Origin of the sequence: Pseudoalteromonas sp. KG3 (genome assembly GCF_030436385.1) — a bacterium.
GTDB classification, from domain to species: domain Bacteria; phylum Pseudomonadota; class Gammaproteobacteria; order Enterobacterales; family Alteromonadaceae; genus Pseudoalteromonas; species Pseudoalteromonas prydzensis.
Window position 1 is genome coordinate 1 of sequence record NZ_CP098525.1, and the last position, 24,788, is coordinate 24,788.

A 24,788-nucleotide genomic window follows, 5' to 3' on the forward strand; every position below is an offset into this window, starting at 1 on the left:
ATATAAAATAAATGTTTAGGTGTGGTTTAGCCGACGGTTACTTATTGTGCACGTTAAATAATGTTATAGAATGGATCGTGCATCTATTAATTGAATTAACAACACAAAAAATCGAACTAAGCTTTATGCTGTAAAGTAACAGGTAGAATCATACCTACCCATTACTATTGAAAACGAAGTTTATTTTTAAAAATGGTTGCTTACTTTATCTCTAAATGCTTTACCAAATTTAGAATGATCATTGAGCTCATGGCGAACTCTACCGGCAACAATACAAGGGGAGATACTAAGGCTACTCGCAAATTTACGTACTGAACTAGTATCTTGCATTTCTAAAGAGTTGAAATAACCTGATGGAATTAAGCTTGCCTGAGCCAATGCATCGGCTTCTTGTTCAACTTTATCTCCACCTTCTGCATCTAAATTATCCAAGTACCAAGTCTCGGTTCCATCTAAATGCAACGCGATATGAGCTAATTCATGCATCAAAGAAAACCAAAAGTTATCTAACTTATCGTGGCGTAGTGTAAGTGCAACAACAGGGTTCCCGCTTGCACAAATACATACAGCACCGTCCAAATACGTTTTTGGTAAATGACCCTCAATAACTAAATGAATACCATGGCGGTTTAAAAACTCTTTAGCTAATTTAGGACCCTGATCAGACCATGACAATTGCGCTAATTTTTTCATCCAATTAGCATCAACAGTCCCTTTTACATATTTTACTGGGAGCTGCTCTAATTGCGCTTTTTGTAAAACCCTAACTTGCCAAGCCCATAAAGCATAGCTATCAATCTCTTTGTCATTTGAGCGTAAATGAGCTGTGGTTCTTAATAATGCTGGTTTCAAATAAAATCCATTGGGTACAGACGTTAAAAACTGATTAAGCTTCTCAATTGAATACTCTTTCAATTCATTTATTGAGCCTTTAAATCCTTCAAAATATCCACGAGATCGCATTTCAGTTATAGGAAAGGCATCCCAATTAATCTCTTTTGAGATAGCACTTTTAGCGCAAGGCTCTTTAATCAACACATCAGCAGATATTCCTAAGCCCGCGCTTAACTTACGAATCATATTCAAGCTTAAGCTTCGTGTGCCATTTAGCACTTCAGTTACTTTTGAAGCAGAACCAAAATAAGGCACTAAATCTTTTTTAATCAAGCCCTGTTGCTCCATACGAAATTTTATTGCTTCAATTGGATCAGGGGAGTCAATAGGAAATGCTTCTTCCTCGTACTTTTCAATTAAAAATGCCAGTAAATCCAGCTCATCACTTTCTGCTGAATCTGGAGCGGGATCAAAATCCATTAATGTCATGACACGCGCTAAAGCTTGCTCATGATCTTGAGACGATTTAATTAACTTAATGTGGCCCATAATACCTCCTTAAAAGCGTTGCTTGTCATACTCCGAATGGGTTCCAACCCATTCAATCACAGCAATACCATTTTGATATCTCACTTTCACAACTAACCTATAATGGTTACCTTTTACATTAAAGATCACCCTATTATCAGCTAAGAAATCTGCGCTTCGATATCGGTTCTTTATATCTTGGGGTGTTTTCCAGTCAGCTTCATTGGCTTCTGAAAACCAAGCTTCAAGTGCTTTTTTTGCATTAGCATGCTTTTGACTAAACTCTGTAAGTTTGTCTCTTCCTAAGACCTTCATCCTGCCTCAAAGTTCCCACGAAGGGAATTATAGTTATTATTACCAAAAAGGGAAGTTAATTATCATAATGGATTCTAATCTGCTGACGCTACGGTCCAAATACGTTTAAGTGGTAGCTCAGCTTTAATGTCCTCTTCTAGCTTGTCGTAGAACATAAATAATTGTTCTAATAAATCATGCTGAGTCCATAATCGAACTCGAAAAAAGCTTGATGCTAACTCTTTTTGAACGTTACCTTTAAACCCGCCCCAAGCCACAAATAACCCTTGGGTAGCATTAAACTTTGTCATCGCCCCCATTAGTTTATCAACGGTTGGGCGATCAACTAAACCGTCTCCAGATTTAACTTCAACACAAATTCGCTGAGCTCCAAACCCCATAGGCCCGTCACCAGCTAAAATATCAGCACCACCATCCGCACCTTCAGGGCTCTGCCAGCAGGTATAACCTTGAGCTGTTAAAATAGCAGAAACCAAACGTGTTAAGTTATGACCTCTAAATTTAGCCTCAATCAATTTAATAATTTGGCTATGACCCAGCTCTTCTAAATCGATTTCAACCTCTTCATCATTAGCATCTTGGTTAGACGAATAATTAACAGTTTGATTTATAATTTGCCTTTGAGTTTCAGCCTTCCAACCATTCGCTTCCATAGCGTTAATACGTTCTTCAGCATTATTACGCTGAATTCGACATATAGTCATAAACGCACCAAAACTGTAAAGTAAATCTTGAGAAAAGTTTCCTCTGGGGATTGGATCCGGTAACCACTCAACGCTACGCCAGTGAAAGAAAGGGTCGGTACCATTTTTATCAAAATTATAGTTTGATGTTATTTTTCCAATATAAATAACAGGCTGAATTTTTGAGGGCAAAATAACCCTGTCACCCATATTTATCGCATGGGCAAATGGCCAAACTTGGCTAGCATGATTCATTAACTTTTTCGGCTTAGCATCAGGATCATTAATAGACAGCGCATCTATTAGCTCTTGGCGTTCTCTCATTTTAGTAAGATCGCTGTTTAATCCATCCCACGTCACATAAACACGGTTTTCATTAATAAACTTTTGTTCAAACTGTCCTTGAGAGCCAGCTCTTATTAACCAGATTGACATAATTTTCCTTAAGGCATTAAATCTAATTGCGGCAGTATACAGGCCAAATACGGTCTCTTTGTATGGGGTAAAACAGTGTGTACTATAGCTGCGCTAAAACCTGATTTTCGATTACAGCCTTCAATTATCAACTGCTTTGCGTCTTCTATCCCTTTCAAGTCCTCATCGTCTAAATCATCTAAACTTAATCTACTAGTATGTCTCAAAAAGTTTAAAGCCGTCCTAGCATTTTTAATTGCCTTCCTTCGCGCTGAAACAATAGATTTTTCATCGAGGTTCAATATTTGTTTTGAAAGTTTCACACGCTGATAAGCTGTAGAGTCCTGCTGCTCGGAATAAATTGATGCCGTTTTACCTGTTTCAACTTCAAATGTAATAAGTTGAACATCATCCAGCGAACACGGATCTAAAATAGTTCGATAATTATAATCACAAGCAGTATCACCCCATGCTCTTTGTGATTCATCAATTAAAGGAAAGTAGTCAACTTTTCCTCCATCTTCGCGGCTTCTATTAGCATAGATACAAGAATAACGATAATTATCAATATCAAATGCCTTCCACCAATACCCGGGGTGTTGACCTGTAGCCGAGCATAGAATAGTCCCATCCTCGAGCTTTACTCTTCCCTTTGGCCAATAATGGTCTACATCAAAATCGGTTCCTATTTGCGGAGTTTCGGTGTACCAACATTTAGCACCAAACTCTTGTACAAATGTTCTTTTTAAAGATGACCATTTATTGCCGATCCCCTCAATTGTTACTTTAGGATCCGCTGAAGCTGCTATTTTTCGTGACCATTGAATAGCTTTTTTGTCCCACGTTTTGGTTTTACATTTCGAAAAATTGCGTTTATCAATGTGTCTCATCGTCTGATACCTTTAAATCTTTTAATAAGTTTTTGATAAGTTTTTTTCTAGCCTCAACACTGGCGACTTCTTCTCCAAATTTTAAGTACTTACTTCTAGCGATTAAAAATTGCCGATAGTCTTCATCAGGATGAATGTAACCATAACCGAGCTCTTCTAACTCTTGGTTTAATTCTTCTAACCTATCAGAGTCCTTATCCTCAACTAATAACTCACGGCGCTCACGAATCAATTGCTGAGTACCGTGGTCTAAGGTCGTTAAAAGGCCAAACATATCACTAGTTAATATCCCATTCACGGTCATTCCTTTAGGTGATAACTTAGGCTGACTAACCGATATCTCTTGGGAATGCTCTGAGCGAGTAACAACCTGAATTTGCTCTTGGTCAAGCTCATAGATTGATAGGGGGTGATGTGTTGTCATTACAATGTGGCTGACAAATCCATCGGGTACAAACATCTCTAATATTTGATGATATTTTGCTGCCCAATATGGATTTAAGTGAGTATCAGGCTCATCTAAAAGAAACAAAGCATCTCGTTTAGCAGTAAACTGAAGTAACCCAAATACAGTTAAAAGTTGCTGTTCACCTTCACTAAGTTCTGTAAAACTAATATCTTCAGCACGGCCTTCCAATGTTACTCTAATTTCTAACCTATCTAACATGCCTGACAAGTAGGTGGCCTCTAGTACTTTGAAAAAATCTTCTGGCCGCATATTTCGTGCTAATGACTCCAAAGATTTTAAATCTGGCAGATGGTAGGCCACCACATCATGGTATTTTTTCTTTTGGGCATGTAAATCCAGCGTTTCTTCCTGCTGAGTAACAGGACCTATGCCATTGGTTTTTAATAATTCAACAAAATCACGAATACCGCCTTGAATACCCCAAAAATCATTCACATCATTTGACTCTGCATCCGTTGGCTTTTTCAAAAAGAAAGTGGCCGATTCAAATTTGGAAATTGATAGTTCGCGGCTTAAAAATTTCTTAGCTTTCGGAAAACCACGGGCAGAGAAAAAGGCTAACAATGAAAATTGGCTATGAAATCCCTTAGCATAAAAAAAGGGGCGAATGTTAGAACGAATACTTTCATCTTTATGACGCACACTTTGGTAGAACTCTTTGCGTTTGTTAAAGAGCAACTTTTCTAAACGATCACTGGGCCCTGAATAATAAGCAAAAATATTCCGTGGTAAATATTTCGAAATACCTTCTTTATTGCGCTTTACTTTAACAATATCGATACTTTGCTTTTTATCTAACTCTTTACCACTTGACGTAGTGCAATATTCAATCTGGTAAATAGACTGTCTGTCTGGGTTGGCATCCACTGACATCCAAGTTTCAAGACTTTCATCGCCTAATTTATAATCCAACTCATAGGAAAAAGGCGGCTTAGAGCCATCATCTAAATGCAAAAAAATTTTTACTAAAGCCTCAAGAATATTAGATTTCCCCGTGCCATTTTGCCCGATAATAACAGTGCGGCTAGTACCGGATGAAAATCTTATTTCAACGCCTTTTAGATTTTTAAAGTCCGAACGAATATTAAGGCGAAGTAACTTCATCGATTGATCTCCAAATACTGCTGACCATCTTTATCTATTTCTTTAATAACCTGCTGCTCTAGTAGCTGACTGATCTCTTTTAGCACCTCGCGTAAATCCATCAACTCTTTGAGTTCATCAAAGATTGCTTGTGGTTTTGCAATCCCTTTTTTATTGAGCACATCTACCACTGGATTTTCTAACAATATTTTCGGCTGGATCTCTTTTTTGGGTTTCGCTTTACGGGTACCTTTTTCCTTTTCTTTGTTCGCGTTTTTATTTGCCTCGCGCTCGGCTTTGATTTTTTCAAGCAAGGCCTCTGCGCTGTTGTCGCCAATGATTAAATCTGGATTTTGCGCGCGCCAGTCGGCAGTGAGTTCGCCGCGAAAGGCTTTGGCTAATATAGATTGGGTGAGATTGTTAACGCGCTCTAATGCCGCATTGGCTTTTTGTTCGATATTGTCAGCAAAAACGAATAGATCTTCGACGCGGCGGACTATTTCTGTTTGTTTATCATAACTTGGAACCCATATATCGAATTTTCGTAAATCTGATAAATTAATTCGTTTTTGTGCCGTTCCTATCTGTTTATCTACAAATGCAGTTTGAAAAAAAGGAGACAACAGCTGCAATTGAATATACTCAGGAACTATGCCTTTTTTTATCTTAATAACAGCCAAAGCGCGATTCACATTAGCCCCAGCAAGGTGCTCTGGAATTATTGCCGGTCGACCAATAGTTGCCATAACTGAAAGAACAATATCACCCTGTTGTACTTCAGTCCGATTATATTGTTTAGCGAGTGACTTTGATATTTTAAATATTTCAGAATCGTTAAACTTTCCCCACTCTCCAACATCCATTATTCGTATCATGGGTACTCCATCTGGATCCAAATCGCCAGGTTTTAATACACCATAAGATAATTGTTTTTTATCTTTCAATATTTCTTCAAATTTAATTATTCCGCTACCTACTGAGTCACCTTCAAATGACTCAGTCAACTTACCACTCACGGCCGCAGCGAGGACGGATTGGCGGAAGGTTTTTAGAATTTTCGGGATGTGATCAAGGCGGGCTTTGGTGGTTTCCACCTGTGCCAGCAAAGTGTCGAGTTTATCGGCGATGACTTTTTGTTCGGCTAAAGGGGGAAAAGGTATATTTAACTTTCTTAAGGTAGCAGCCTTTATTCCACTGACTGTTGTGCCAGTTGCATTTAATGTTAAAAGCTTCTGAAATATGGGGTTTCTTAGTGCGTAGTGCAAGAAACTACCTGTTTCAGGTTCATAGCATTGTAAGCAAATAGCGCGCTGTGCTAACGCAAATTTTTCATCTATATCTATAACTGCGACGTTTCCCATCGGCGCTTCTGTTGTTATTACTACATCACCGACGTTCGGGATACCTCTTGTCATCCAATCTTCGTAATCGGACTCTGCAATATACTCGCGAGGCTCTCTATTAATGTAACCATCACGAATATTTTTTGCAGTTATTAGAGGTATTCCATTTGGCGTTTTTTTAGGTGTACGGCCACGATAATCAATAAATTTTGCGAGCATTTCGACTGAGCATTCACCCCACCCCTCGGGAAAATTGGCTTCTTTCATCAGTTCGCCCCTTCCAACACCGCCAACAATTCATCCAGCTCACTTAACGCGGCAGTGAGTTCGTCTTTCGCTTCGCGTGCCAATACATCCGGTTCGGGTAAATCAGCCGCATCCACGCTGTCTTTGTCTTTTAGCCAGCTAATATCGAGCGAGTCGCCTTTAGTATTGGCTATCCAGTCGCGGCTAAAGCAGCGCCAGCGGCTGTGTAATAACTTATCGTCAATATTTTCATTTTCCACGGCGGCTTGTTTGTCTACCGCGATTTGTTCGGCACCAAAGCTGTATTCACCTTGGGTGCGGGCTGCGAGTATTGTGGCAATATCTTGTTGTCGCGATAAATCACGACCTACAGGATCAAATACTTTTTCAAAAGCCCCAAGGTGTGGGTCTAAGCCAAAATCTTGTTGTGTAAAACCAATATCTGAATTACCAAACGGGGTGCGTTTGCCAAAACTGGGCATGTTAGTGCGCAGGTCGTAAACCCACACGTTTTCGGTGCAATTTTCTTGCTGGTGTTTGTCGGTGGTGCTGCCTTTTGTAAAGAACAACACATTGGTTTTAACGCCTTGAGCGTAAAAAATACCCGTTGGTAAACGTAAAATAGTATGCAGGTTGCATTTATCCATTAAGTCACGGCGTACCTCGGTACCCACGCCCGCTTCAAACAAGACGTTGTCGGGCAATACCACCGCGGCGCGGCCACCGGGTTTTAAGTTACGGTAAATATGCTGTAAAAACGCCAGTTGCTTGTTGCCTGTTTTATAGGTTAAATCGTCACGGGTATTGCTGGCCTCGCCGCCTTTGCTGGTACCAAACGGCGGGTTAGCCAAAATTATATCGGCGCCTTCTAATGCTTTGCCTGCATCACCTAAAGCGTTACCTAAATGTATTACGCCCTCGTCGTCGCCTTCCATGCCGTGTAACAAGCAGTTCATTAATGCTAAACGGCGCGTGTTAGGCACCAGCTCTACACCCACAAATGCCTTATTTTTTTGAAATTCAGATTGCTTGCTGTTTAAGTCAAAGTAATCATCGCTTTGCTCACGCATATATTGATCAGCCGCCACCAAAAAGCCAGCGGTCCCCGCAGCAGGATCTTGTATTACTTCGCCAACTTGCGGCTTGATGCAACGTACCATGGAGTTAATTAACGCGCGCGGGGTAAAGTATTGCCCTGCACCCGATTTAGTCTCACTGGCATTTTTTTCTAATAAGCCTTCGTATAAATCGCCTAGGCCGTCTTTAGCGGCACTAAACCAATCAATTTGATCCAGCGTTTTAATCATTTGCTCTAAATGGCGCGGCTCACGTAAGCGCGTTTGCGCATCGGCATAAATGGCGCTGATTAATGGATCTTCGTGTACTTGTACTTCTTTTGTTTGGCCTGGATTTTCAGGGTCAGCCTCTAGGCGTTTACCGGTTGAGAGGGCAAATAAAATGGCCTTGTAATCATTTAATAAATTGATGCCTGATTTGTCGCTGATATCCTGCCAGCGACAGCCGATTGGCAACGGGTGTTTTTTTAACGTACCGGCTTCGGTGTTTTCGTGCACCATTTTAATAAACAACAGCAGTACCAGTTCGGTAACGTAGTCACTGTAGTTAATACCGTCGTCACGTAATACGTCACACAGGTTCCAAAGTTTTTGTACAATGTCGTTATTCGTCATGAAAGGTCTCGTTAAATAATCTGCCAAAACGGGTCTTGCTGCCAATCATTTGGCAAACCCATTCGGGCTAATGGTGTATTCGGGAATTCATTAAAAAGCTCGGCTAAGCGTTGCTTCCAACTCGCGTGTGGCGCGCAATAAATCATGAAGTGTTGCAATATTGGCAAAATAACGGCCGCACGAGTATGCAAATTTACATTGCCGTTTCGTAAGTAATCTGGCCATGCAACTCGTCTACTTTTAGGCACGGCTGGTTTTATGCCTAGCTCTCGATTCCATAATCGACTGTGGTGGGCACAAATATTTCTCACCGCAGTTAGGGTGTGTAACCAAGATTCCAGTAACGGCGCCTCTAGCCCTAGCCCTCTGGCAATAGCTTTTTTATCGCTGTCCTTACTTAAATTTTTGTATAAATGAGATAAAGTGCCTAAAGTAATTTCTTCCACCATGGCCCAATTAGGCATGAGTTGAGGTGTTGAATAAGTTAGCGCGTAGTGCCGCGCATAGCTTTCTTGTTGGCGCTTTTGTTTTAGTTTTGCTTTGCGCGTTGAGTCAGTTTTCAGTTTATCTATGCGCTGGCATTCTCTATGGTAATCGCGCAGTTCATTGTCTTGCTTGCGACGGATCTCGTCTAGTAGGCGGTTATGCTGATCATTATTTTTAAAATGCTTAGCATCTAAATACCAATGGCTTTCATAGGTAGTGCCCATATGATTGCTTATGTGGCCACGAACCGCAACTTCAGCTCGTTCAATGGCATCTATCACCAATAAACGCAAACGACGGTCAAAGTCATATAGCTCTGCTAACTGACGAAACCCCGTACCCGCGATAAAGTTATGCTGTGCATTGACCTGAAACGGCCGCATATAGGGTGTAAGGCGAAAGAAACTGACTGATTGTAAAAATGCCAAAGCTCGGGGTCGATCAAGGATGCTCAACCCACGCTGTTGCAACAGAGTAAGCTGTTGCTCTGGAGTAATTGCTGGTTTATTAAATGCCATCATTGCCTTATCTCATTTTCGTGCAGGCAGATTGCAGACATAAAAAACCCGCACGATTTGAGCGTGGCTACAAGAACCATAGGCTTGGCGGGTATATTGCGGGAGATTATAGGTAGTAAAGCTAACTTAATCAAGCAGAACATGTGCAGCGTATAAGTGTAATAACAGCTCATTTCTATACATATATGCTGATATATATATAGTTTTTCATCTTTTTTATACATATTACCGCTCACCTTTTGCTAACCTAGTTTAGGCCATATGGCTTCGCTAAGTTCTTCTAATACGCTATCAAGTTGATTATTCAATACTTTATCAAATTGCTTTGCGCCGCCATGCTCGCCAAAGCGGTTATTAACAAAGTTACGGTCAATAATTACTTCATGTACGAGTTGTTTAGCTAATCGGTCTAACCACTTTCGTTGGTTAGGGTTCCACTGGTGACTTTGGTAAATGCGCGCCATAGCCTGCGCAACTCTTTGCTCAAACGGAACCAGTGCTTCGCCGAGTGCCGCACGACGAATATGCCCAACAATGCTCGCTGCAATATCTTGATTAGTTTGGTTACGCACTGCACTTTGCAGTTTAGGCTCGGTGTAACCTGCACCATCAAGCAGCAACTTAATATCTTTGAGCTGCGCGCGATTTAAATCGCGTGGCTTGTTAACAACCGCTGCAAGCGCTGCATTTTGATTTAATTGCTCTTTGATAAACTGATTAAAACTATCAAGGTAATCTTCTGGTTTTTGATGCGAACCATAACTTTGATTACGATCGCGAATTTCATCAAAATGCTCTGAAATAACAGGTTGTTGTTCGCTGCCTAGCAAGCTATTTACCTCTGCTAATTGACTTAATAAACCACTATGCTGGTTTATAAACGCTGCCGCTTGTTTTGGCCCTAGCTGGTTTAAATGGGTGTGTAAGCTTTTTGGTTCTACGCCCCATGACTCTTGTAACTCATCTAACTTTTGCTTAAGGGCTGGTTTACTTTCTGATTTTTTCTGTGCTTTACGTAATACCCGCATTACCTTTTGGCTTAGTTGACTCAGCACGACGTCAGCATGGCTTTGTTCGGGTGTATCGCCTGGGGCATTAAGCGCTCGTTCGAGTAGATCTGGATTGGTAATTTCATCCACTAATTGATCAAGTGTGATGTTAGGGTCTTTTACCAGGGGCTTCATGGTATTAACGTCTTGCAACGCTGCGTAAATATCAACAGGGTCATAAATACGGAATACGGTTTTACCAATGTCGTCACAGCGGCGTGTTGCACGGCCAATCATTTGCTCATATAAAATGCGCGATTTTACTCGGCGCATAAACACTAAGTTACAAATTTTAGGCACATCAATACCGGTCGTTAATAAGTCGACGGTAATGGCAATATTGGGGTATCGCTCGTTTTTAAACTGGCGGATTTTTTGGTCCACTTTATCTGAGTCGCCTTTGATAACCTCAACAGCGGCTTGATTGTATTCTCCGTTGTAAAGGTCTTTGAAGGCCCCATCAAGTAAGCGTTTGACCATATCTGCATGTAATCCATTTTTAGATGGGGCACAAAAGATTAATGTTTTTTCATCTCCAAACGGGTCTAGTTCTTGAACAAGTTGCTCACAAATAACTCGGTTAAAGTTTTCACTAATGACCTTTCTGTTAAAGGCATCTATTTCAAAATTCAACTCATCCTCAAGATCAGCTGATTCTATTTCACCTGTTTGCATGTTGATGGATTGAATTGTTTCGCCTTTATCAAAATGGATTCCATTCTGTGTCAATAAGGTTTCATAACGAATAGGAGGTTCGTGATCGATTAACCAGTCGTCAGCTACTGCTTCTCTGTATGAATAGGTATAAACAGGTTTGCCAAAAATATCGCTAGTGTGTTTTGCCGGTGTCGCCGTAAGTGCAATTTTTACTGCATCGAAATAATCTAATACTCGGCGATAGCTAGATAAGTATTGGCTGGTATCGCGAGTAGCCAGTTCACCCTCTGTCATTTCTTGATCGAGCGTATAACCTCGGTGGGCTTCATCAATTATTATGCAATCAAATTGGTCTAGCGGTGGCGGGTTATCACTCATAAAAATACGCTTAACCATGGCTTGCACAGTTGCAACTTGTACGCGGGTTTCAGCCTCCGCTGCCATGTCTCCTAGCTCTGCCACGTTGTATATTTTTGATAATGTGTGGTTTTGTTCAAGCGGCGCCTCGTTAAAAGCATCTATTGCCTGTTGTCCCAAAGCGGTACGATCAACTAAAAATAAAATTCGTTTGAAACGTTCGGCTTTTAAAAAACGATACATTAAGCCAATGATTGTACGGGTCTTTCCGGTCCCCGTTGCCATTGCTAGCAGGGCATGACGAATATTTTGGGCTAAGGTGTTTTCAACAGCGGTAATTGCTTTTTGTTGATAATCACGAACTTTTAAGTAGCCGAAAGGCTCATCTTTTAGTTTCTGTTGTGCGGCGTCTTTGCTGCGCTTAAGTAGATCAAGCAACCCCTCAGGGGTATGAAACTTTGGCAAAGCGCGTTTAATATTCGCAGGCTCGCGTACATCACGAAACCACGTTCCCGATTGCTCAGCTAGTTGAGGTACATAAGGGCGACCGTTGCAAGAATAAACAAACGGTACTTTGTAGTGGCTATCCTCTTCATCTGGCCATGCTATGGTCAACCCTTGTAGCTCCCAAGCAGGTATTAAAGGGGGCTGAACATTCAAGCCTTTAGTGTATCGCTCTGCTTGTGAAATTTTACCGGCAACATTGGTGTTTTCTTTTTTAGCTTCAACCACAGCAATAGGTGAAAGGCCGACAAAAAGTACGTAGTCAGCACGCCCTTTTTTTCCTTGATATTCAGTTGGCCACTCGGCAATGGCGATGTTTTTTCCTTTTTCTGGGCGAGTACCATTTTTATAGGTAAGTACTTCAGTATCAACCTCCCAGCCAGCTTCTTGTAACTGTTGGTCAATTAAAATACGTGTTAACGCTTCATCCAGAACAATATGCTGAGTTGCAGCTTTTGAACTTGTGCTTAGCTTTTGCTTATATGAGGTGTTTGATTCGTCATCCAGGTTTGAAAGCTTAGTTTGTAACTCCGCTATCTTTTTTTCGTAGCTGTGTTTTTGATCGGCAAGCGCTCTTTCATGTTCTTTTGCTTGCTCAGCTAACTCTTTGGACTCTTGGTCCATCTCAAAAGCTAGCGATTCATATTCTGTTTTTTCTTTATTTATTAGTTCGTTGAGTTGCTGGCTGGAGTCAAGATCGAGGTTTGCTTTTTGCAGGTCGACTTTTAAGTTATCTATTTCGCTTTGTAGACTGCGTAATTGTTCACTGGGATCGTGAGGGGGAATAAAAGCACCCGGTTTAAATGACGTACCCTGCTTACCAAATGACTGATGAAACCAGATTGCTAACTTACGTGCGACAACTAAGCCATTGATGGCTTCTTTATGTTTTGTTCTAAATTTGTGAGTCGCTTTATTTCCTTCAACTCTTAGCGTATGAAAAAGGTCTTTAACAACTTGATCTAATTGCAACTCTCTGCTGATTCTGTGTATTAATTCAAGCTGCGTCGTATTGTCATCGAAGTTAACTCTCACTAATACAGCAATATGTTGCGCAATCGCCTCTCCTAGCTGTCTCAATTTAATTAACGTGGTATTAGGGTCACTGGCAAACGCTTTTTCAGCCGCACCTGCTAGTTCGACAAAAAGATCGTCGTGCTCACAAAGAAAGTAAAAATTACCCGTTTTATTATCCACAGCTAACTCCATTTAAGGCTTTGTTTTAACTTATTGAGTATCTATTTTTTCAACTTATATTTTTCTTGTTGAATACCCTTAAGTTTATTACTAGCAGCCATAATACCAATATAAGTTAAAAATTATACATTCTTAAGCAAAAAGATATACATACAAAAAACGGCCACTTCTTGTGACCGTTTTAGTTGCATACTTTAAAGCGAGTAGCATACTTTTTAGATTCGAAGTTTAGCGATAGCTGCGCATATTAAACGCGCATGCATATACATTGGTTAATGATTAAACATATTTCTTTCGTTATTTTGGACTTTTCAAGTTAGTGTTAAACACTAATCTGAGAATTTTTAGTTATTGAACTCTAGTCGTTTTATTGCGCTAATAATGACTTAACATAATTAATAATGTCATGATCTTGACCATTTTCAAATAAACATGTTTGGAAACGTTCACCTGATATAGCTGTTTTAACAAGCTCTTGATCCAGATTTTTTAATGAGTCGACGTAACTACGATTGACTAACGCAGATTTTACTTGAGTTAAAATCGATGCATTTTGTACTTGAGGTTCTCTGCGTTCAACAGGATAACCAGCACCACGTTCACCTGTAAGTGCTTTTTCAAAAATATAACGAGCGTTCAATTCAGCCCCCCAACCAAAACCTTTAGCAAAAGGTAATGCTAAAGCGTTACCGTTGTTAACTTGATTAAATAAAAATGCGTCAGAAGGATCAATACAATAACCACAGAACACGCCATCATGGGCATTTGATGACATCATTGCACCTTGGCCTGTACCACAACCAGTAAACACAAAATCAACTGCTTTTGCGTTAAGTAAAATACCAGCCATAATACCTAAATGAATGTAAGTTAAGTGGTGATCGTTTTCGCTATCCATACCAACGTTAAAAACACTGTGTTTTAACGGTAAAGCAACACTTTCAAGTTCATTCAAAATTATTGGGTTCTTAGCCGCTTGGCTGTTTTCCATCATTAATGCTATTTTCATGACTATTTTTAAACCTTTGTGATTGAATTTGATTTAAGTGTATCATTAGTTCTAGTAGAAATTAACATGTAATATGCTAAGAATAGCTTATTACTGTGTTGGTTTTGTTTTAATTGGTGTTTTGAAGATTTCTGTATTCTTTACATAATTGATCTTTTGTTTAAAGCAGGAGGTAGCTTTAAGTAACGTTTTGCTTATGGGCGAAATAGTTATTCGGGCTTTGTTTTCAATGAGAAGACCAGTTTACTATGCTTGTGTTATCTCTATAATTTTTTTCAGCTTTAGTAGAACGATAACCTTTTTTATTAGGTTTAAATAAAATGACTTTTCGTTGGTTTATAAATCTAGATTATCAGCAATCACAGCGATACATTAAAAGTTATCAACATATCCACATACACTATAAATTCTATTATTAATATAAAGAACTATAAATAGTATTAGATCTATAGGCCTTGTAACATACTGATTTAAAATAACTTAAAGGCCGCTTTAGATCACATTTATGGCGTTGTTGATCACAAAACTCGTGTTTTGGATCATTTTACTGGTCAAGTTGATCACAATATTGGTGTTATTGATCAGCAAATTGGTATTAAGGTAACACCTTTATGGTGTGCCTTAGTATTCGATATCTTTAGTTAATTGCATTATTGACGCTAATTCGTCTTTAACGCCCTGCTCTTCTTCATATTCTTCAAATTCGGGCTCTGATTTTTGAAATGCTTGTAGTGCTTTTTCAACTCTATCAGCTTCTTCATCTTGGCCTAAATACCTATATGCCAGCATTAACTGTGTTAACTCAGCTGGTGAAAGCTTTTGTTTGCTGGTCACTTGTTTAGAAATAAGCTCTTTGACTATTTTTAATGCATCATGAGTATTAAGCTCTTCTACGGTGCCTTTGTCTACCCAGCGAACTAAAAACTTAATTTCTGATATTTTTTTACCTTGAGTTCTTAATTCATACCCTACTTCGTTGTTTTCACTATTTAAAAATAAAAACTCTTTTCTGGCTATAGGGTGATTACTTAGCTTTTCAATACTGTCTCTAATACAACGTTTCATAAATACGCCGTTATTAGCGAACGAAGCTTTGTTTTTCTTTAATTTGCCTTTTTCATCTAGCAGTCCAAACAGCCCTTTAAGCTCTTCAATTTTAATGAAATGCATCTCGTAGCCATCTTTCTTAAAGCGGCTTAGAATCTCATACAGGCGCTTTGCATACTCTTGTTTAATATCAAGGTAGGTTTTTGTTGTGATCAACGCAAAGCCTTGTCGGTATTCGATATACTCACTTTCCAGCATATCGTTTGGAACCATGGTCAGTAGCCCTTTTTTATACCTAATACGTTTAAATAAGGGTTTGTAATCAAAGTCTTCATCGCCATCTTCATTCTCTACTTTAATACCTATCTTATAGCTAGAAAGGCGCTCAGCAGCCGGTGATAGAATCGAACCAACATGTTTTGAATCGATATTTAGCCATTCAGATAACTGGCTTGCGGTAAAAGTATATTGTGGTGTTGTATTTACCCAGTCGCCGCTTTTCATTTGAGCCATCATTAACGCAAACAAATCAGCTTCACGTTGTGATAGATCTTTACGACTAAACACGAGTTTATGGCCTTGTTTGATATGTTTAGGCAGGTTATTTCGTGAAATTGGCTTATTACTTAACTGTTTGGTCATCTGACTATCACCACAAATCTGTATTCATAATTATTGAGTGTACACAATACTGGTTTTTTTCACCAGAAATATGTAAACATAAAATCTATAAATACATTTTTATGGTGTTTTTTATGTTGTAAACACACAAAAGTGGTGAACTACACCATAAATATGTAATGAAAGAAACTTTTCACCATAAATGTGTTATTACATTGATCTCTGAAAGCCATGCTAGTGCTATCTTGCCTTAGCTTTTATACACCCAGGATAATAGGTTTTTGTTATTTTATTGATTTTAATATGTTTTTATTTCAAAGCCTACAGCGGCAATAATCTGATATTTATTTTTATGTTTACATAAAAATGGTGTTCTACACCAGTTTTGTGTAAACGTAATTTATCAGCATTACTCTATCCTGCTGTTTTTAGGTTTGAAAATGAAGTTATCTGTCATTTTTATATACCTATAAATACATATTTATGGTGTGGTAGACCAGAATAATGTCATCTTGAGGGTTGTGATTACATAATTGTGGTGTACTTGGACGCTTGAAGTGATGTATTACGCTCATCTCTCGCTAATTAGCAGTTAAAGCTGACATTAAATAACACTATTCTGGCTTCTAAGTGTTTTAGGCTACATAAATCTGGTGTTAAACCTTAAGTTATACTGGGCATATTAGCGTTTGATAACACCTTTCTGGTGATTTAACTTTTGAGATAACTGGATTCTGGTGTGAGAACCAGTTTTGTGTAATTCAAAAACCCATATTGAATAAACTTTAAGCTACAAGTAACATAATACTGGCTAAATACTTATTCAGATATCTTAAAAGTGGTGATTTTCATTGGGCCGAAGCGTAGAACAGAACATTAAGAGTTACTCTATTCTGGTGCTTGATAACATCATTCTGGTATTTTAACTCGTAAATAACTTTAAACTGGTGTTTAACACCAGCTTTGGGTATGTTCAAAAGTAAAAATACATAATTCTTGTGTATGTTTAAGGTAATTGAGATCTAAAACTCCAAATTAACTATTTTAGTGGGTTGCATGAGTTAGAGCTTATTTAAAGATAACAGTATTCTGGTGTATTACACCAGAATACTGTTATCTTTATGGTATGGAGAAGTCGTTATGTGGCATTTTTAGAATTACATGTAACGCAGTGCTACAGACAAGTATTTTTAATATAAAGATATTCAAAGTTATAATGAGTTAAGTTATTCCACAATGTGGAAAACTAACTTATAGAATGGCATGTTTGGTCGCCCTTCTCTATTTAAAAATCATTATTGATATTACGGCGTTTAAAATAAGATTAATGAATTATCAAATAGAATTGTGGAACTGCATGATTAAATGCAATTCCACAATGTGGAAAAAACAACTTCATAAAGAAATAAGGCTATAAAAGCTGTGATGAGTACTAATAATGGGAAGTTAATTAACTGGAAAAGTGGCTAGTCAGAGTAAGCTTTCCCATAAGGCTTATAAACCACCCTACTCTACCTTATCTAATAAGGTTTCTTCTGTTGGTGATGCATAAAACCAAGTATTTATATTTGGGGAGTAAATTTGTGAAAGTGTTGCTAAAAAAATTACTGCATTGAATCGTTTAGATGAAGGTCTTCTTTGAGCTAAAAGCGGAAACTGGCTAGCGCAGCTTTGGCAGTCCGATTTAGACAAAACGGAAGTTTGGACTAGTAATTAACCCTAATTTTTATATAGATAAACTTTTCAAAAAGTGATCAGTTACTCACTAACTTTTATTTTCAAGAGAAGGCTAAACCTAGAACATGTTTCTTGAAATACTTCACTGTACTAAAGTTTTTCTTTCTAACTGTAACATTTCTGAGAATGGAGTATTACGAACTGTTTGATGTTGGCTCCTAATGCACTATTAATATTTCTCTCGGTTGCTTATACATTGCCAAATAGGCTCTTCATCTTCCCACCAGACTAAACTTACAAACTGGTCTTTATGGTAGTGGAAAGCATGTTCATATACCGTCGCATCATCTGCCCAACCTTCGCGGCACCATACACTGCCGTCAACCTCTCCGGGGCCAGAACTTATACCATTGGCAATCAAATCATAGATTTTTGAACCTTCAGGCACTCGATCTCTTGGGTAAAAGCATCCGGGCAATTGACTGTTTTTATCAAATAGATACCTGCTGCCGTCTTTTCGGTAGATGACAAAGAATCCCATGTGGTGATCACTTTTGGTAACGCGGCGTAGGGTCATCATTAAGCTAGTGTCGAAGGTGGTTTTAACGGAACTCATCAAATCTAGATCAAAACGACTTCCTGTCAGGCTTTCCTTTAACAAATAAGAAGGAATCAATAGCTCAGAAGCATAATTATTCGCCACATTTTCGCGATTACGTGACGCTCCACTGGGATTTTCCATATCTTTGTGGGTACACAAGTTGCCTACTTTCCCGCGGTCTCTAAACCAATGCCCTAGCTCATGACCGACAGAAAACCGTTTTCTAGGAGTCTCGCTTAAAGAGTTGACGGTAATTGTCGCTCTATCACCAGCACCAATTATCATTGCTTCACAGCCATTGAGCGGCTTTTCTAGGACAATAGCTTGCTGTTCAAATGCTATTGCTTCTATATCTATTTCTTTTGCTTCGGATATAGCAAATTCGTCAATATATAACGATTCGACAAAATCCTTAATCGCCTTTATCGTCAACGTCGATTACTCCCATAGCTATTAGATTTGCAATTATTTGATTTGCATCTTCATCCGTAAATTCTTTACCTTCTCTATGTGCGATAGTGAGGTTCTCTGGTAGCTTTTGCTGTAAGAGTAAATCAATCAAGATTGCTTTTGCGTCTTTCCCTTTTTTTGCTAAAAACCCTGCAACATCTACGGTATCGTGCTTCTTCTTTTCCGCTTCTAGTTGTGCTCGGGCATCTTTCAATCTGTTCTTTTTTAGTTGTTGTTTGTGCTTTTTCACACGGTCTAAAAATCGAGATTGAGTTGTTTGAATTTCATTCGCACTAATATTGTATTCCGCCATAAGCTCATTAACGGGAGCAGTGGCAATTTTCTCGATCATGATGTCGTCAAGTAAATTGTTCATCTCTTTGTTAGCCATCATCCAGCCTCCTTAAAGTATTTTTTTCCATTCCTTACAATGCGCCTACGTGTTGTGTCATAGGCTTTTTCGTCACCAGCAAAAACTGATTCTACGATTTCCGATTTATTTTGGCCTTCTTGCGTGGCAGTCAAAAAACGCATAGCGATATCATCCTGACTGAAGTTATTTACTAAAACACTCCACCGTGGATCAGTAGCGCCATCATCCTCGATGCTTTGGACATTGCTTGCTTCTTCATACTCATCAATTGACTCGGCGTGTTTAAAAATCTTTTCTTGATTCCGTTCAGCCATTCCGTTGCAGATACTCCTAATCACATTACAAATGGTAATAGTGAGGGGGATATCTTTTGGTACATGCCGATCATCGTCAAGAATTCGCAACAATGCTTCGTTGAATACTTCTTCAGCTTCAATTGCGAATCCAGATTTCCCTACTATGCGTTTCGACCAGATTATTGTTCTTGTAAGCACTTCATCAGTGTTTGACTCCAGCGCCTGTATGATCTCATCGACCGTGTAGTAGTCGTAGTCTTTCATTTGCTACTCCTTTAGACGGAAAAAAAATAATTTCTGGACATTGTCCAGTTTTTAAACCGAGTTCCGCCTTATTGGGTATGGGGCAAAACTGCGCGTTTGGATGTTACCGAATTAAACAAGACAAAAGTAATTTTTTCAACAATGTCCAGTTTCTGACCAACACTCGGCCTTAGGTAATAAGGCCGAATTGAATAATTAGATATTACTGAATTAATAAGGATAAATATATATGCCAAACGCGAAGACGCATATGTTTATTGGTGCTGGAGTAAGCTTGACTACCGCATTACTAGATAACAACAAGCATCCAGCTAGTCACAATGTTGTAGTTGCTCCTGCTGTAGGAGCGTTTATGGGAAAATTACCATACATTTTAGAGCCTGCATTGCATCCCAATCATCGGCAGTTTTTTCACAGAATGACTGTGTTAACGCTGCTATATGCTGGTCTATTGAAAGCGTATCGTTGGTCGCTTGAAGAGCCTTTTGAAAAGTTTATGAGGGGAATGATGTTAATTTGCGGGGGGGCTTACCTTAGGCACTTAATTTGTGATGCATCAACGCCAAAGGCCCTGCCTTTAGTTGGAAAATTTTAATGGAGGTGGTCCATGAGCGCACTATTTAGCAATGCCCGTGCTCTAAGCGAGCAGAATAAGTCCATGTTGGTGGAGATGTTGGACACGGTCTTCGACAATCTCGACTTGACTAAAACCCAACGAGAGCGCATTGAGACGGCTTACAAAGCTGTCGGTAATTACTTGGCGAGTTGTGACCACCCATTGCTGGAAGGGGCGCAGATATATCCTCAGGGGTCTATGCGGCTCCGGACCACGAATAAGCCTTTAGCCCAAGAAGAGTTTGATGTTGATCTCATCCTGTTTTTACCCAATGCAGCTTATGCAACACGAGAGCAGATCGTTAGAGTGGTCAAGCAGCATCTATTAGACAACGAGGTATATAAAAGCTTGGTAGAAGATCTACCCAGAGGACTTCGTATCAACTATACCGGTGACTACCACTTAGATATCACGCCTGCCAAAGCGTATGACCTGCAGGGGTTACATGGGCATCCTTTATGGGTTGTTGATAAGCATACTAGCTTTAAAGAGTCAAATCCTGAAGGAATGGCTCAGGGGTTTGATAAAGCCTGTTCCATGCTACCCGTCATACGCAAAGCACACGTATTTATGGAAGCATTGACCAACAGATCGGTAACGGAATTGCCTGACCAGTCGAAAAAGAAACCGCTCAACCGAATTACTCAAATTTTAAAACGCCATCGCGATGTTTGGTCTCAACAGGACGGCCATACTCACGCTGATTTCCGGCCCATCTCTGTGGTCATCACGATGCTCGCCAGTCTGGCTTATGTCGAGGTTGTAAAGTCCGGAAAGGAGTACGACAACGAGTTTGATTTGATCTTGGACGTAATCGAGCTAATGCCGCACCACATTGAGACCAATTTTGATGAAATATTTATCACAAACCCGACGATGAAACCAGAAAACTACGCTGAGAAGTGGAACCGAGTTGAAAGGCAAGAGGGGCAAAAATACCGAAACGCCTTTTATGCTTGGCATCGTGCAGCCGTTGATACTTTCGAGCACTTGGCGAATGCAAACAATCAAGGGGTGGACAATGTATTCACTGCTCTGTCATGGGCATTTGGTGAACGGCCTGTCATTGCCGCAAAAGACCGGATAATTGAAGTCGTCAATACGAATAGGAGCGAAGGAAACTTAAGTGTTGTCCTTGGGACAGGCGCTATAACGACAGCCGTCGCTGGAAAGGCGAGCGCCGCTTCACGTGTCGTCACCTCTGTGGTTCCAGTAAAAGGAAACCGTTTCTATGGCGACTGATAGAGCGTTCTTGATGCGTTTGGAAAATCCTGTAATTGGGATACGCGACCAATATCTGACTTTAAAGCAATATTGTCCGGGAACCGTTGAGATTTTAGACAATGATAAGACGGTACAGTGGGAAGGAACGCTACAACCGACTCCGGTTTCAAGAGAATATCAAGTAATCATTAGATATACCCTCAATCACCCTCCTGTGTGCGTTGTTAAGTCACCCGATCTAACCATTTTGGCAAAAGACCAGAAAATACCTCACATCTACCAAAATCAAACGGATATCAGAGGGACACATCTTTGTCTCTACTTACCGGTCGTCAAACAAAAAAATAAAGTCAGCGAATGGCAGTCCACCATGTTCTTGGCAAGCACTATCTTGCCTTGGGCGTCGATGTGGCTGCTTTACTTTGAGTTTTGGCTTTCCAGCGGTAAGTGGGACGGTGGTGGTGTTGAACATTATGAGAATGGTGGGAGCGAAAGATGAAAAAAGCTATCAGTTATTTTATTAAAAAAGCCGCAGATTGGTTGTTTAGAAGGCGTTCGCCTGCACTGATTGTTTTCAGGGCGGGAGCAGCTCTCTTGACCGTGACTTTATTTGGGAGTTGGGCAGTATCGTTCTCTTACTCAGATGCTGCGAGAACTCTGATGTTTGGCTATCAATCATCTAACACGTCACAACTAATTCTTAATATTGGTTTTGTTGCCGGGATTTTGCTGACGTTTTTAGGGGCGGCGTGGGAGTACCAGCGTTATCGGGATGAAAAGAAACTAAACGACAAAAAGAAGACCATCATTATTGAGCAAAGAGGGTTGGTCGATACGTCAGATTATCCGTTAAGTGAGTTTATTAAAAATAGTTGTGCATGGAAGGTCGAGTCAATAGTCCAAGATATACGTGAACGGGTTATCGAGAACGTGATCAGTAGACCTGATTTGGCGTTAGCCAAGGTTGATAACATGAAAATAAGCCTTGCTGAAAAAATAGCGCAGTCAGCAGCCTCTGATATCTCAATTGCATATGGTGGTGTTTTTCCAGTCCCCTTCGCGTTTTACACAGGCTATCTGCTGGATGATGAAAGCAAAATCAGATTGTATGACTGGGACCGAGATATCGGCGGCTGGCGTGTTTTAGACGAAGTTGATGATGGTGAAGAATTTACAGTTGAACAACCATCCGCAAGTGGTAAATCAGTTGTACTTGCGGTGTCAGTGTCCTATTCCGTTGATAGACCGTCTATCGCCACCGTTTTCGCTGGCCTACCAGTCTACTATTTATCGTTGCCAACACTCGACAGAAACAACCACTGGTCGAGAGAAAAGCAAAATAGGTTAAGTGGTGAGTTCTTAGAATATTGTAAAAAGCTGCTAGGTCTGGGCGTAGAGCATATACATCTTGTGCTTGCCTCGCAAAATAGTGTTGCCTTCAGATTTGGCCAGTCTTATGACAAGCGCAATCTGCCAAGCGTTTCAGTGTATCAGTATGAGCGACATCAAACGGTGAGATATCCGTGGTGCGTTCAAATACCGCATGAAGATGGAAAGAATGTTGAAGTTGTTCAAACCCAATTCAAGCATGTTGCTTGATGTTAAAGCGAAAAGCAGGAGTCAATTATGACTAATAAAAAACAAAGCTCATCCACGTTGGCATCATTGGCTTCGTCTGTTTTGACGGACAGTGGTTCCTCACAAATCCAGAAAACATTAGCTGGTTCCGTTCTAAGTCAGACTGGCTCTTCGCATCAGATTGGAGCTGAAATGGAAGGTGTTGCCTCTGCTGTCATACAAAGTGATAAGTACAATGACACGACTAAGTCTTTGTTATCCCAGTCAAATAAAAAACGGTAGTGAATTAGGACTGCGTGAGCCGTCCCATTTTTAATCGTTTACTAAAAAATCGTCAAACATTGCGCTCTCATGGAAGTGTGAAACGTTGTTAATTATTGAAAGGAGAGTCGCGTGAATTTCCACGAAGCTAAATCGAAAGTATGGTCTTACAAAATTATTGGGTTTGTCATTGCGCTGCCAGCGATAACATCTACCGTTATCTCAATGCTCAAAATGTTGTATTTCCGTTTGGAAGATGGCACCGCTATGGGGGCCACTATTGCGAGGCCGTTTAAACAGCTAGTCTCAGTAGTGTATGAGAATACGCAAGCACTGACCTTGTTTTGGCAATACTCTCCAACACCTTCATTGGATGAACTGTTGAGCAGGCAGAATGTTTACTTTTTAAGTATTTATGTTTTGGTTTTTGTAGGTCTAGCGTTTTTTACTTCCGGTGGGAAGTTAAATCGTCGGCTGAGAAAGATTAATCAAAAAATTGAAGATCAACTTATCGCAGAGTCAATAAGAGGAGATATAGGTCGAAATCGTCAGCAAATCGAAGAGTCTATAGAAGTACCGCCCTCAACTATATTTTCACAATTTCATCAGTTGTATCTCGCGCCAATTTTTGTGGCGGTTGTTGGCGGCGTATTCTTAAAACTAGCGGGTCTATGACCCATAAGTGGAAACATATAAACAAAATTAGATGTCTTAAGTTGTGTTATGTCATTAAAATGAAATCAACAAGGATGGCCTTGAAGCAGATTGTAAATTTTTAGTATTTCATAAGTGCTGATAGATTATAGCCGGTATGGTGGGGTTATGATCAATCTAGTGTTGCCAAAGTTGCTTTGAAAGACTGATAAAAATAGATTAACAAGTTTGGACAACTAGTTTCTTAAGGCGGTGTTGCCTATTTATACTATGTGTAACGATCTCCTCCATGTGCTATTTCTTTTTATCAAGGGGAGTTAGCTGCCTATTTTTTGACTGTTCAGTAAAACAGAAAAACTGAAGTTAAAGATTAAAAGCTAAACTCCACTTTCGTGTAATTAGATTATTTATCAAATTTTTTGCGGTGTTACGCTGTAAGTTCTAAGCAGTAGTCCAGAAATCTAGTTACCGAAGGTCTATTTGGCACAAATGCACCGACTAGCTGTGCGTTGATACTATTCCTGATTTGAGTTTCCACATTGTGGAATATCCATATTCGCTTTAAATTCTTTCGAATAGTTTACATTCTACTTTTCCACAATGTGGAAATCTGATTACTATTAAAAAGCTTTTATCAGAAAACCTTGCGGCTTCTATAAACCCTATAGATGCTGGGGATGGTAACCTTATGCAAACGGTTCAAGAATAATCTATACGTATTCATAACAGCAGATTGCCTAGTTCACTTAATAATAAGATGATTGTTTGACTCAAATATATAAAGACCTAACTCATATGCTTTTAGATAACTGTTTAACTTTAACACCGCAGCCTCGCTAAGAGCTAAACGTAA

At 39.6% G+C, this 24,788-nt stretch carries 20 protein-coding genes; 6 read left to right on the top strand and 14 right to left on the bottom strand.

Features of this window, described 5'->3' with window-relative positions; genetic code table 11:
- Nucleotides 1-186: 186 nt before the first annotated feature.
- The 14 genes from NDQ71_RS23520 to NDQ71_RS23585 form a co-directional block, all read right to left on the bottom strand.
- The gene (locus NDQ71_RS23520) at nt 187-1,383 is read right to left on the bottom strand and encodes an ImmA/IrrE family metallo-endopeptidase (RefSeq protein ID WP_192541877.1); all 1,197 of its coding nucleotides are present in this window, start codon (nt 1,381-1,383) and stop codon (nt 187-189) included.
- A 9-nt stretch (nt 1,384-1,392) separates the two neighbouring features.
- Nucleotides 1,393-1,677: a type II toxin-antitoxin system HigB family toxin gene (locus NDQ71_RS23525; RefSeq protein ID WP_138739927.1), complete on the bottom strand. Its 285-nt coding sequence runs from the start codon at nt 1,675-1,677 to the stop codon at nt 1,393-1,395.
- 74 nt (nt 1,678-1,751) lie between these two features.
- Nucleotides 1,752-2,795: a restriction endonuclease gene (locus NDQ71_RS23530; protein WP_192541876.1), complete on the bottom strand. Its 1,044-nt coding sequence runs from the start codon at nt 2,793-2,795 to the stop codon at nt 1,752-1,754.
- Nucleotides 2,796-2,803: 8 nt separating this feature from the next.
- Nucleotides 2,804-3,664, bottom strand: coding sequence for a hypothetical protein (locus NDQ71_RS23535; RefSeq protein ID WP_192541875.1), 861 nt, complete (start codon nt 3,662-3,664; stop codon nt 2,804-2,806).
- Entirely contained in the window at nt 3,651-5,237 is a 1,587-nt protein-coding gene (locus tag NDQ71_RS23540; RefSeq protein ID WP_192541874.1) for an AAA family ATPase, read from the bottom strand. Before NDQ71_RS23540 ends, NDQ71_RS23535 begins: the two co-directional genes overlap by 14 nt.
- Nucleotides 5,234-6,826 (bottom strand): restriction endonuclease subunit S, encoded by a 1,593-nt coding sequence (locus tag NDQ71_RS23545; protein WP_225736623.1) that lies wholly within the window; start codon nt 6,824-6,826, stop codon nt 5,234-5,236. Before NDQ71_RS23545 ends, NDQ71_RS23540 begins: the two co-directional genes overlap by 4 nt.
- A complete protein-coding gene (locus tag NDQ71_RS23550; RefSeq protein ID WP_192541873.1) occupies nt 6,826-8,496 on the bottom strand; it encodes an N-6 DNA methylase in 1,671 nt (556 codons plus the stop codon). The genes NDQ71_RS23545 and NDQ71_RS23550 overlap by 1 nt, the downstream gene beginning before the upstream one ends.
- Before the next feature lie 11 nt (nt 8,497-8,507).
- On the bottom strand, nt 8,508-9,503 hold the full coding sequence (locus NDQ71_RS23555; protein WP_243531797.1) for an Abi family protein: 996 nt from the start codon (nt 9,501-9,503) through the stop codon (nt 8,508-8,510).
- A 239-nt stretch (nt 9,504-9,742) separates the two neighbouring features.
- Nucleotides 9,743-13,276 carry a type I restriction-modification system endonuclease gene (gene hsdR / locus NDQ71_RS23560; protein WP_301563134.1) on the bottom strand — a complete coding sequence of 1,178 codons (3,534 nt, stop codon included), beginning with the start codon at nt 13,274-13,276 and terminating at the stop codon, nt 9,743-9,745.
- Between the two features lie 355 nt (nt 13,277-13,631).
- Nucleotides 13,632-14,273 (bottom strand): RpiB/LacA/LacB family sugar-phosphate isomerase, encoded by a 642-nt coding sequence (locus tag NDQ71_RS23565; RefSeq protein ID WP_192541870.1) that lies wholly within the window; start codon nt 14,271-14,273, stop codon nt 13,632-13,634.
- A gap of 621 nt (nt 14,274-14,894) precedes the next feature.
- Nucleotides 14,895-15,962, bottom strand: coding sequence for a replication initiation protein (locus NDQ71_RS23570; protein WP_192541869.1), 1,068 nt, complete (start codon nt 15,960-15,962; stop codon nt 14,895-14,897).
- Nucleotides 15,963-17,847: 1,885 nt separating this feature from the next.
- A complete protein-coding gene (locus NDQ71_RS23575; protein ID WP_192541868.1) occupies nt 17,848-18,651 on the bottom strand; it encodes an ImmA/IrrE family metallo-endopeptidase in 804 nt (267 codons plus the stop codon).
- Nucleotides 18,632-19,063, bottom strand: coding sequence for a hypothetical protein (locus NDQ71_RS23580; RefSeq protein WP_192541867.1), 432 nt, complete (start codon nt 19,061-19,063; stop codon nt 18,632-18,634). The genes NDQ71_RS23575 and NDQ71_RS23580 overlap by 20 nt, the downstream gene beginning before the upstream one ends.
- Nucleotides 19,060-19,602 carry a hypothetical protein gene (locus NDQ71_RS23585; RefSeq protein WP_192541866.1) on the bottom strand — a complete coding sequence of 181 codons (543 nt, stop codon included), beginning with the start codon at nt 19,600-19,602 and terminating at the stop codon, nt 19,060-19,062. Before NDQ71_RS23585 ends, NDQ71_RS23580 begins: the two co-directional genes overlap by 4 nt.
- A 229-nt stretch (nt 19,603-19,831) precedes the next feature.
- On the opposite strand from NDQ71_RS23585, the gene NDQ71_RS23590 reads away from it, so the two are divergent.
- The 6 genes from NDQ71_RS23590 (at nt 19,832) to NDQ71_RS23615 (ending at nt 23,956) form a co-directional block, all read left to right on the top strand.
- The gene (locus tag NDQ71_RS23590; RefSeq protein WP_192541865.1) at nt 19,832-20,197 is read left to right on the top strand and encodes a metal-dependent hydrolase; all 366 of its coding nucleotides are present in this window, start codon (nt 19,832-19,834) and stop codon (nt 20,195-20,197) included.
- A 12-nt stretch (nt 20,198-20,209) separates the two neighbouring features.
- Complete coding sequence (locus NDQ71_RS23595) at nt 20,210-21,460, top strand: nucleotidyltransferase (RefSeq protein WP_192541864.1); 1,251 nt, start codon at nt 20,210-20,212, stop codon at nt 21,458-21,460.
- The gene (locus tag NDQ71_RS23600) at nt 21,450-21,941 is read left to right on the top strand and encodes a hypothetical protein (protein ID WP_301563135.1); all 492 of its coding nucleotides are present in this window, start codon (nt 21,450-21,452) and stop codon (nt 21,939-21,941) included. Before NDQ71_RS23595 ends, NDQ71_RS23600 begins: the two co-directional genes overlap by 11 nt.
- Nucleotides 21,938-23,041 (top strand): SAVED domain-containing protein, encoded by a 1,104-nt coding sequence (locus NDQ71_RS23605; RefSeq protein WP_192541862.1) that lies wholly within the window; start codon nt 21,938-21,940, stop codon nt 23,039-23,041. Before NDQ71_RS23600 ends, NDQ71_RS23605 begins: the two co-directional genes overlap by 4 nt.
- 24 nt (nt 23,042-23,065) lie before the next feature.
- Nucleotides 23,066-23,302 (top strand): hypothetical protein, encoded by a 237-nt coding sequence (locus tag NDQ71_RS23610; RefSeq protein ID WP_192541882.1) that lies wholly within the window; start codon nt 23,066-23,068, stop codon nt 23,300-23,302.
- Nucleotides 23,303-23,413: 111 nt separating this feature from the next.
- Nucleotides 23,414-23,956 (top strand): YniB family protein, encoded by a 543-nt coding sequence (locus tag NDQ71_RS23615; protein ID WP_192541861.1) that lies wholly within the window; start codon nt 23,414-23,416, stop codon nt 23,954-23,956.
- The last annotated feature ends 832 nt before the right edge of the window (nt 23,957-24,788 follow it).

Bases quoted from the DNA above. Each gene is read 5' to 3' on its own strand.
- NDQ71_RS23520 (WP_192541877.1), bottom strand. From the start codon at position 1,383: ATGGGCCACATTAAGTTAATTAAATCGTCTCAAGATCATGAGCAAGCT.
- NDQ71_RS23525 (WP_138739927.1), bottom strand. From the start codon at position 1,677: ATGAAGGTCTTAGGAAGAGACAAACTTACAGAGTTTAGTCAAAAGCAT.
- NDQ71_RS23530 (WP_192541876.1), bottom strand. From the start codon at position 2,795: ATGTCAATCTGGTTAATAAGAGCTGGCTCTCAAGGACAGTTTGAACAA.
- NDQ71_RS23535 (WP_192541875.1), bottom strand. From the start codon at position 3,664: ATGAGACACATTGATAAACGCAATTTTTCGAAATGTAAAACCAAAACG.
- NDQ71_RS23540 (WP_192541874.1), bottom strand. From the start codon at position 5,237: ATGAAGTTACTTCGCCTTAATATTCGTTCGGACTTTAAAAATCTAAAA.
- NDQ71_RS23545 (WP_225736623.1), bottom strand. From the start codon at position 6,826: ATGAAAGAAGCCAATTTTCCCGAGGGGTGGGGTGAATGCTCAGTCGAA.
- NDQ71_RS23550 (WP_192541873.1), bottom strand. From the start codon at position 8,496: ATGACGAATAACGACATTGTACAAAAACTTTGGAACCTGTGTGACGTA.
- NDQ71_RS23555 (WP_243531797.1), bottom strand. From the start codon at position 9,503: ATGATGGCATTTAATAAACCAGCAATTACTCCAGAGCAACAGCTTACT.
- hsdR (WP_301563134.1), bottom strand. From the start codon at position 13,276: ATGGAGTTAGCTGTGGATAATAAAACGGGTAATTTTTACTTTCTTTGT.
- NDQ71_RS23565 (WP_192541870.1), bottom strand. From the start codon at position 14,273: ATGAAAATAGCATTAATGATGGAAAACAGCCAAGCGGCTAAGAACCCA.
- NDQ71_RS23570 (WP_192541869.1), bottom strand. From the start codon at position 15,962: ATGACCAAACAGTTAAGTAATAAGCCAATTTCACGAAATAACCTGCCT.
- NDQ71_RS23580 (WP_192541867.1), bottom strand. From the start codon at position 19,063: ATGATGGCTAACAAAGAGATGAACAATTTACTTGACGACATCATGATC.
- NDQ71_RS23585 (WP_192541866.1), bottom strand. From the start codon at position 19,602: ATGAAAGACTACGACTACTACACGGTCGATGAGATCATACAGGCGCTG.
- NDQ71_RS23590 (WP_192541865.1), top strand. From the start codon at position 19,832: ATGCCAAACGCGAAGACGCATATGTTTATTGGTGCTGGAGTAAGCTTG.
- NDQ71_RS23595 (WP_192541864.1), top strand. From the start codon at position 20,210: ATGAGCGCACTATTTAGCAATGCCCGTGCTCTAAGCGAGCAGAATAAG.
- NDQ71_RS23600 (WP_301563135.1), top strand. From the start codon at position 21,450: ATGGCGACTGATAGAGCGTTCTTGATGCGTTTGGAAAATCCTGTAATT.
- NDQ71_RS23605 (WP_192541862.1), top strand. From the start codon at position 21,938: ATGAAAAAAGCTATCAGTTATTTTATTAAAAAAGCCGCAGATTGGTTG.